The organism is Clostridium sp. (assembly GCF_021443865.1).
Classification (GTDB): domain Bacteria; phylum Bacillota; class Clostridia; order Clostridiales; family Clostridiaceae; genus Clostridium.
The window spans coordinates 1-8,776 of sequence record NZ_JABUTB010000085.1; the positions used below are offsets into that span (position 1 = coordinate 1).

An 8,776-nucleotide genomic window follows, 5' to 3' on the forward strand; every position below is an offset into this window, starting at 1 on the left:
TTTAAGATTTGGATATGCATCCCCATAATTATCAACTACAGATTGAACAATTTCAGTTAAGAATAATCCTTTAATTCCTAGTAATCTTCCATGTCTAGCTGCTCTTCTTAAAAGTCTTCTTAAAACATATCCTCTTCCTTCATTACTCGGTTGAACTCCATCTGAAATAAGCATAGTAACAGATTTAACGTGATCTGTAATTATTCTTAAAGATATATCCTTTTGAGAATTTTCTCCATACTTAACTCCTGAAAGTTCAGCAACTTTGTTTAATATATTCTTAACTGTATCTATTTCAAATATATTATCTACACCTTGCATAATTGTAGCAATTCTTTCAAGACCCATTCCTGTATCTATATTAGGATTAGCAAGCTTATTGTAGTTTCCTTCTTCATCCTTATCAAATTGAGTAAATACTAAATTCCAGAATTCAACTACTCTATCTTCATCAGCTGCTTTTACAAAATCATCTACATTTGTAATAACACCTTCTCCTCTATCAAAATGTATCTCAGTACAAGGTCCACATGGTCCTACACCTATTTCCCAAAAATTATCGTCTTTGCCTAATCTAAAAATTCTCTTTGGGTCTACATCAGTTTTTTTACGCCATATATCAAAAGCTTCATCATCTTCTAAATAAATAGTTACATATAATTTATCCTTTGGAATTTGTAAAGTTTCAGTAATAAACTCCCATGCCCAAGGTATTATTTCTTCTTTAAAGTAATCTCCAAATGAGAAATTACCAAGCATTTCAAAGAAAGTACCATGTCTTGATGTTTTACCTACATTTTCAATATCACCAGTTCTAATACACTTTTGGCAAGTTGTAATTCTCTTTCTTGGCGGTTCTTGTAATCCTGTGAAATATGGTTTAAGAGGTGCCATCCCTGCATTTATTAATAATAATGATTTATCATTTTTAGGCACTAAAGGGAAACTTTCTAATCTTAAGTGCTCTTTTGATTCAAAAAATCTTAAATAAGCTTCTCTAAGCTCATTAGTTCCTATGAATTTCATAATTTTACCTCCATTTATAGTTTTATATAATAAAAAAAGTTTCCATCCCTATATAGAATAAGGGACGAAAACATATATTCCGCGGTACCACCCTAATTATGCATAAATGCATCACTTAGATAAAAAACAGCTCCAAGATAGCTTCAATATATTATGTAAGAAGTTTTCACCAACCACTTCTTCTCTGAATACATAGTGTATATTTACTCATTCTCTTCAACGCTAAATATTAATTTTTCTTATATTTCAATGAAATTATAGTTTATTTATTATAATATGTCAATTATTTTATTTTAGAACAAATAATCATTAATATCATCATAAATAACTTTAATAATAACCCCTATAGGTACTATTATTATCATTCCAATAAACCCACCTAATTTATCTCCAATCAAGAGTAATATTATAATAATAATAGGATGCATATCAGTACTATCACCAGTTATCTTAGGGGATAATATATTACCTTCTATTTGCTGAATAATAAATACTATTACTAAAGTCCATAATGCTTTATTAGGAGATTCCATAAGAGCAATAAAAACTGCTGGAATTCCACCTATTATAGGTCCAAAGTAAGGAATAATATTTAATACCCCATTAAAAACACCTAGTAATATAGAAAACTTAACCTTCAAAAAGAAAAGTGCTATAGTAGTTAAAACTCCTATAATTAATGATAAAAGTAATTGACTTATTATATACCTAGATAAAACTTTATCCATATGAGTTAAAACCTTTTTAGCTAAAACTCTTTTTTCTGTAGGTAAGATTAATAGAAGTTTATTAAATATTAATTCACCATCTACAAGAAAATAATATGTTACTATAGGTACTATAGCTAAAGAGATAATACTTTCTAAAGAAGAGATTAAATTATCTACTAAAGAGTTTGAAAAATTCCTAAAGAAGATATTTGTTTCATCACTTATCCTTCCATATATCACATCAAAAAACGAAATATTAGTTATATTTAACCTTTTAGCCATATCCTCTACATAAATATCTATATTATCTAGTATATTACCAAAATTATAGCTTTCTCTTATAATAGAAGGTATAAGTATATAAATAAATATTGAAATAGAAAAAATTATACTAAGTATTATGATGATTGAAGATGTTCTTTTCTTAATATTAATTTTATCACATAATATATTTCTTAAAGGCTTTAATGTATATGCTAATATAAAGCTTATGAAAATTATATTCACTATACTTTTAAAGGTCTTCAACTTTAAATATAATATAATAATAAAAATTAATAATACTATTAATAAGCTATAATAAATTCCTTTTTTCATTTTATTACTAATCAACATGTTTTCCTCTTTCTCGGAATACTTTTGAAGTTTACTTTACTATCACCATAATATAAAATAAAGTCTTCTCCTAAGATACATTCCTTTAAAAGTAATATTTCTTTCCCTTTAACTATTCTGTCAAATATTCCCGAGCTTATAACTAATCCTTTTATAGATAAATCAATTCTATCTATAATTAAATCCTCTAGTATACCTTTAATAATATTATTTTTATCTTTCACATCTATATCTTTAATACTTCTAAAGGATATACCTTCTTTTTTATTTAATTCTTTTATAATCATTACATCCTCTATATAAACAATATCTTCAACCTTTATAAAATTCCTTTTACTAAAAAGCAAATAATTAGAGATTAGAAAGCCTTTTATTTTCCCATTATAAAAATCTATATAAATGTCATCTATAATCCCTAAATACTTCCCCCTAATATCAAAAACCTTAAGCAAATAAAAATCTTTCGTTTTTAACAAAATAACATCACACCCTTCAAAGAAGCTTAGGATTATTTTTTCCCAAAAGCAAAAAAAAATTCCTATATATTAAAATATAGGAATTTTTATCTTTTATATTATTTTTTCTATTATTCCGCCACCAACTACTATGTTTCCATCATAGAAAACAACGGATTGTCCTTTAGTTATAGCTCTTTGCTTATCCTTAAATGAAACCTTAATTTTACCATCCTCTAAAGGATATATTATAGCTTCACAAGGCTTTGCTGAATATCTAACCTTTGCTTGAACAGTCATTTCTTTTTCAAGTTTATCAAAAGGAATAAAATTAACATCCTTTGCTACTAAATCAGTCTTAAATATATCTTCTTCTGGTCCAAGAACAACTTCATTAGTATTAGGATTAATATCTGTAACAAAAACTGGTCTTCCTAAAGCTATACCTAAGCCTTTTCTTTGACCTATAGTGTAATATACTATTCCCTTGTGCTTTCCTAATACATTACCATTTTTATCAACAAAATTTCCTTGGTTCACTTCATCAGGTCTAACTAAAGAAATAAATTTACCATGATTATTATCTGGTATAAAACATATTTCTTCACTGTCTTTTTTGTTATGAACTGCTAAACCAATTTCCTTTGCTATTTCTCTTATTTTATCCTTTGTATAATCTCCACAAGGCATCAAAGTCTGACTTAATTGCTCTTGAGTAAAATTATATAACGCATATGTTTGATCTTTTCTATCGTCATCAGCTCTAATTAAAAGATATCTACCATCTTCATTTTGTTTAATTTTTGCATAATGGCCTGTAGCTACATAATCAGCTGTAATTGCTTTTGATCTTCTCAAAAATTCATCAAACTTTATATGCTTATTGCAAGCTATACATGGATTAGGAGTCTTTCCTTCTATATATTCTTGCACAAAATAATCTATTACTTTCTCTTTGAAAGACTCTTTAAAATTAAGGACATAGAAAGGAATTCCTAACTTATCAGCAACTCTTCTAGCATCCTCTACTGATGATAGGGAACAACATCCCCCTTCTCTTTCAACATAGTCTTCAGATTCATCATCAAAATGTTTCATTGTTACGCCTATAACATCGTAACCTTGTTCTTTTAAAAGATAGGCAGCAACAGAGCTATCAACTCCGCCACTCATACCTATTACAACTTTCTTTTTCATATTAATCTCTACTAATCTCCATGTACATGATCGTGAATGTCATCATGTTCTTCGAAATCCCATAGCTCTAATCCTGCATTTTTTCTATAATCATTTATTGCTTTATGTATTGCTTCTTCCGCTAATACAGAACAGTGCATTTTTACAGGTGGAAGCCCATCTAGAGCTTCTGCAACGGCTTTATTAGATAGTTCCCAAGCCTCTTCAACGGTTTTACCTATTATTAATTCTGTTGCCATTGATGAAGATGCAATAGCAGAGCCACATCCGAAGGTTTTGAATTTAGCATCTTTTATTACATTATCTTCTATTTGTAAATAAACCTTCATAATATCTCCGCATTTGGCATTTCCAACTTCTCCAACACCGCTTGCATTTTCAATTTCCCCCACATTTCTTGGATTTCTAAAATGATCCATTACCTTATCGCTGTACATCATAGTATTTTTCTCCCTTCTTAATAAAGTCTTCCCATAATGGTGACATATTTCTTAATCTTTCAATAATCGGTGGAACTACTTCTAAGACATAGTTAACATCTTCTTCTGTTGATCCATCTCCTAATGTTAATCTTAAAGATCCATGTGCTAACTCATGAGGCAACCCAATAGCTAGTAAAACATGAGATGGATCTAAAGATCCAGAAGTACAAGCACTTCCACTTGAAGCACATACTCCTTCAAAATCTAATGATAAAAGAATAGATTCGCCTTCGATAAATTCAAAAGTAATATTTACATTACCAGGTAGCCTCTTATCCCCTCTAGGGCCATTTAGCCTAGTATGAGGTACCTTTAATAAACCATCTATTAATTTATCTCTAAGAACAATTAATTTTTTATTATGTTCTTCTAAACTCTCTGTAGCAAGTTCAATTGCTTTTCCAAGGCCTACTACTGATGGTGTGTTTTCAGTTCCAGCTCTTCTCGCTCTTTCTTGACCACCACCATGAATTAAATTGTCTATTTTTACTCCTTTTCTTATATAAAGAGCACCAATTCCTTTTGGTCCATATATTTTATGTCCTGCTAAAGATAATAAATCTATATTCATTTCTTTAACATCTATTGGTATATTTCCTACTGCTTGAACTGCATCTGTATGGAAGAAAACCTTTCTTTCTCTACAAATTTCTCCTATTTCCTTTATAGGTTGAATAGTTCCAATTTCATTGTTTGCAAACATAATTGAAACTAATATAGTCTTATCTGTTATGGCACCTTTAAGCTCTTCTAAATCTATAAACCCTTCTTTATCTACGTTTAAGTAAGTTACTTCAAAGCCTTGTTTTTCTAAATATTCACAAGTATGAAGAACTGCATGGTGTTCAATTTTAGTAGTAATTATATGATTTCCTTTTTTTCTGTGAGCTGAAGCAATTCCTTTAATTGCCCAGTTATCTGCTTCTGAACCACCACCAGTAAAATAAACTTCACTTAAATCACAATTTAAAGCTTTTGCAACTCTATTTCTAGCTTTGTCTATAGCCATTTTAGTTTCTCTTGAAATACCATAGAAAGATGATGGATTACCATACTTTTCTGTAAAAAAAGGCATCATTTCTTCTAAAACCTCTGGTTTAACATAAGTAGTTGCTGCATAGTCCATATACACGTTTTTCATCTTTACTCGCTCCTCTTTACAAACTTAATAGATTCACTTTCCTGTTTCAATCTATTATAATCATCAACTATATCCTGAAGTGTTATGCTTTCCATTACTTCATCAATGCTATTTTTAATTTTTTCCCATAACAATCTAGTAGCACAATAATCTATATTGTCACATTCAGTACCTTCAATACATTCTGCTATTTCTACAGGTCCTTCAAGAACATACATAATATCTGCTACTGTAATATCTTTTGGTGCTCTATTTAAAACATATCCACCCTGTGCTCCTCTTATACTTTTTATAAGTTTTGCCCTTCTTAATGGTGAAAATAATTGTTCTAAATAATATTCAGATATACTCTGCCTTTGAGAGATTGTTTTTATTGAAACGGGGGTATCTCCATAGTGCATTGCAAGGTCTACCATAGCCTTGACCCCGTACCTTCCTTTAGTAGAAAGCTTCATTGTTCTTCCCCCTTTTAATGTTGACCATTTTACTTGTATTTACCCCATATATATTATCAAACCACTTAATTCTTGTCAATAATATCACCGCTTTCTAAAGGATATACTAATCACTTAATATAGTAATTTTATATTACATTATTTTTTTATATTATCCCAATAATTTTTAACACTATTCTCATACTTATTATTTTGTGGATCATAGTATTTTATTCCCTCTAAATTGTCTGGTAAATATTGTTGGCTAACATAATTATTTTCATAATCATGAGGATACTTATACCCTCCAACTCCTAAGTTTTTTGCACCAGAATAGTGAGCATCTTTTAAATGTTTTGGTATATCACCGATGTTTTTACTGTCCAGATCTGCCATAGCTTTAGATATTGCAATATAAGCACTATTGGATTTAGGTAGAGTAGAAAGATATATCACTAATTCAGATAATATTAATGAAGCTTCTGGTAAGCCAACCTTTAAAGCTAACTCCACTCCTGAATTTATAACAGTTAGTGCATTTGGATGAGCAAGCCCTATGTCTTCTGCTGCAATAACTGAAATTCTTCTTATTATAGCTTGAAGATTTCCTGACTTAATTAACCTAGCTAAATAATGAACGGCTGCATCAGCATCGCTTCCTCTTATACTCTTTTGAAGCGCACTTAAAAAATTATAATACTCATCTCCACTTGCATCTGCCCTTATATGGGATTGACTTAGGCTCTCTATATATTCAACATTTATATTTTTCACCTTATTCAATTGAGAATTAATAGCTAGTTCTAATATGTTATAAGCTTTTCTATAATCACCTTGAGAAATCTCTGAAATATATTTTAGGGCATCTACAGTATATTCTACTTCTATTCCATCATCTATTAATCTTTTTATAGCCTTCTCTAATCCTTCAATTGTTTCTTCTATCGTTAATGATTGAAATTGAAATATATTACATCTACTTAATATTGCTTTATGAATAGCAAAATACGGATTTTCAGTAGTACTAGCTATAAGTGTTACCCTTCCATTTTCAATAAATTCTAAAAGTGCTTGCTGTTGCTTCTTACTAAAATGTTGTAATTCATCTATATATATAACTACTCCATTATAATTAAGTAAGCTATCAAGACTTTCAGTGATTTCTTGAATATCCTTAACTGATGCAGTAGTTGCATTTAATTTATAAAATTTTCTATCACTATAATTAGCCATTATATTAGCTAAAGTTGTTTTTCCAGTACCAGGTGGTCCATAAAGAATACAATTAGGTATTTTTTTACTTACTATTAAGTTATATAAAGGTTTTCCTTCACCTAGTATATTTTTTTGTCCTATAAAATCTTCTAACTTTTGAGGGCGCATTACTTCTGCTAATGGTTTCATAAAATCACCTCTTCTTTTTAAAAATGCTTATTTAAATCCTTCATTTAATTCTTTAGCTTTTTCAAGGTTTTCATACTCTGTAAAACCTTCTATATATAGCTCTCCATTTCGTTCCTTCAAAATAACTTCTACTGGAATATCTTCTCCAATTGCTTCGTCACTACCTTCTTCGTGAACACTTCCATCATCATTCTGATGCACTTCTACTGCTACAGCAGTAATATTTATTGTCATGCACACAACATACCTATCTTGTTCTTCTTTTATACTAACAATTTCACTATCATAGTCCTTAATATCTACTTCTCCAATATATCTTGAGTAAAATTCTGCATAATTACATACGTAGAAATTTTTCTCACTGATATGTTTTTTCATAGTATCATCATACCCCTTTTCATAAGATAATACTAAATCTATAGTATCTTTAATATTCTCTTTTTCTTTACCATCAAAATCCTTTGAAGTATTTTGACATCCAATTATAACTATACTAATAATCATAATTAACATAAACTTTAATATATTCTTTTTCATTTATTCCTCCATATAACAAATTATTTTTTTATAAACACATATATAAATAATATCATAAAAAAGTTATTTCTATGTTTATTAAAGCAAAAAAGAGAATACAAAATTGTATTCTCTTTTCAAATAACTTACAAGAATTATATTACTAAATTAAGCTCTTATCTAAAACCCTCATTTAATTCTTTAGCCTTTTCAAGATTTTCGTAAGCTGTAAAATCTTCTATGTAGAAGTCTCCATCCTTTTCCATAAGTGTAAATTCCACAGGTATATCTTTACCATTAATTTCGTGTGCACTTTGATGTACACTTCCATCATCATGAGTATGAGTTCCATCTGCTAAGGCGTTTATATTAATTAAAGTAGTAGCTATATATTTCCCTGCTTCTTCTTTTATATTAACTATTTTACTTTTATAATTTTTAATTTCTACTTCACCTACATACATTGTATAAAACTCATAGAAATTAGAACCATAAAAGTTATCTTGGCTAATATGTTTTTTTATAGTATCATCATAACCATTTTCATATGATAGCACTAAATCTATAGTATCCTTAATTTTAGTTTTGTTTTCTTTACTAAAATCACTTTCATTACTAGAGCAACTTACAGCAAAAATGCTTATAATTAGCATTAAAATAATTATACTTTTTTTCATAATCCCTCCATTTATATAATATTATATTAACTATATATTAGAATATAACATAAAAAACTTATTTATGTTAATAATTTTTTTTAAAAAAGAGCTGTATCAAATTAATTTTATAAAATTAA

10 protein-coding genes and 1 other annotated feature are annotated in these 8,776 nt (G+C 28.6%); all 10 genes read right to left on the reverse strand.

The window, feature by feature from the left end; all coding sequences use genetic code 11:
* Window positions 1–1,026 (reverse strand): alanine--tRNA ligase (gene alaS / locus HUJ77_RS12790; protein WP_291709214.1); only part of this gene is annotated, 1,026 nt, incomplete at its 3' end.
* Window positions 1,027–1,083: 57 nt separating this feature from the next.
* Window positions 1,084–1,255, reverse strand: a binding site (T-box leader).
* 64 nt (window positions 1,256–1,319) lie between these two features.
* Entirely contained in the window at window positions 1,320–2,351 is a 1,032-nt protein-coding gene (locus HUJ77_RS12795) for an AI-2E family transporter (protein ID WP_291709216.1), read from the reverse strand.
* Window positions 2,345–2,827 carry a PRC-barrel domain-containing protein gene (locus HUJ77_RS12800; RefSeq protein ID WP_291709217.1) on the reverse strand — a complete coding sequence of 161 codons (483 nt, stop codon included), beginning with the start codon at window positions 2,825–2,827 and terminating at the stop codon, window positions 2,345–2,347. Before HUJ77_RS12800 ends, HUJ77_RS12795 begins: the two co-directional genes overlap by 7 nt.
* A 93-nt stretch (window positions 2,828–2,920) precedes the next feature.
* Entirely contained in the window at window positions 2,921–4,009 is a 1,089-nt protein-coding gene (gene mnmA / locus HUJ77_RS12805) for a tRNA 2-thiouridine(34) synthase MnmA (protein WP_291709231.1), read from the reverse strand.
* 5 nt (window positions 4,010–4,014) lie between these two features.
* Window positions 4,015–4,443 (reverse strand): Fe-S cluster assembly scaffold protein NifU, encoded by a 429-nt coding sequence (gene nifU / locus HUJ77_RS12810; RefSeq protein ID WP_291709219.1) that lies wholly within the window; start codon window positions 4,441–4,443, stop codon window positions 4,015–4,017.
* Complete coding sequence (nifS, locus tag HUJ77_RS12815; protein WP_291709221.1) at window positions 4,427–5,626, reverse strand: cysteine desulfurase NifS; 1,200 nt, start codon at window positions 5,624–5,626, stop codon at window positions 4,427–4,429. Before nifS ends, nifU begins: the two co-directional genes overlap by 17 nt.
* A gap of 2 nt (window positions 5,627–5,628) precedes the next feature.
* Complete coding sequence (locus tag HUJ77_RS12820; protein ID WP_291709223.1) at window positions 5,629–6,081, reverse strand: Rrf2 family transcriptional regulator; 453 nt, start codon at window positions 6,079–6,081, stop codon at window positions 5,629–5,631.
* A 138-nt stretch (window positions 6,082–6,219) separates the two neighbouring features.
* A complete protein-coding gene (locus HUJ77_RS12825; RefSeq protein ID WP_291709225.1) occupies window positions 6,220–7,464 on the reverse strand; it encodes a replication-associated recombination protein A in 1,245 nt (414 codons plus the stop codon).
* Window positions 7,465–7,491: 27 nt separating this feature from the next.
* Window positions 7,492–8,001, reverse strand: coding sequence for a hypothetical protein (locus HUJ77_RS12830; protein ID WP_291709227.1), 510 nt, complete (start codon window positions 7,999–8,001; stop codon window positions 7,492–7,494).
* 155 nt (window positions 8,002–8,156) lie between these two features.
* A complete protein-coding gene (locus HUJ77_RS12835; RefSeq protein WP_291709229.1) occupies window positions 8,157–8,657 on the reverse strand; it encodes a hypothetical protein in 501 nt (166 codons plus the stop codon).
* Window positions 8,658–8,776: the final 119 nt, after the last annotated feature.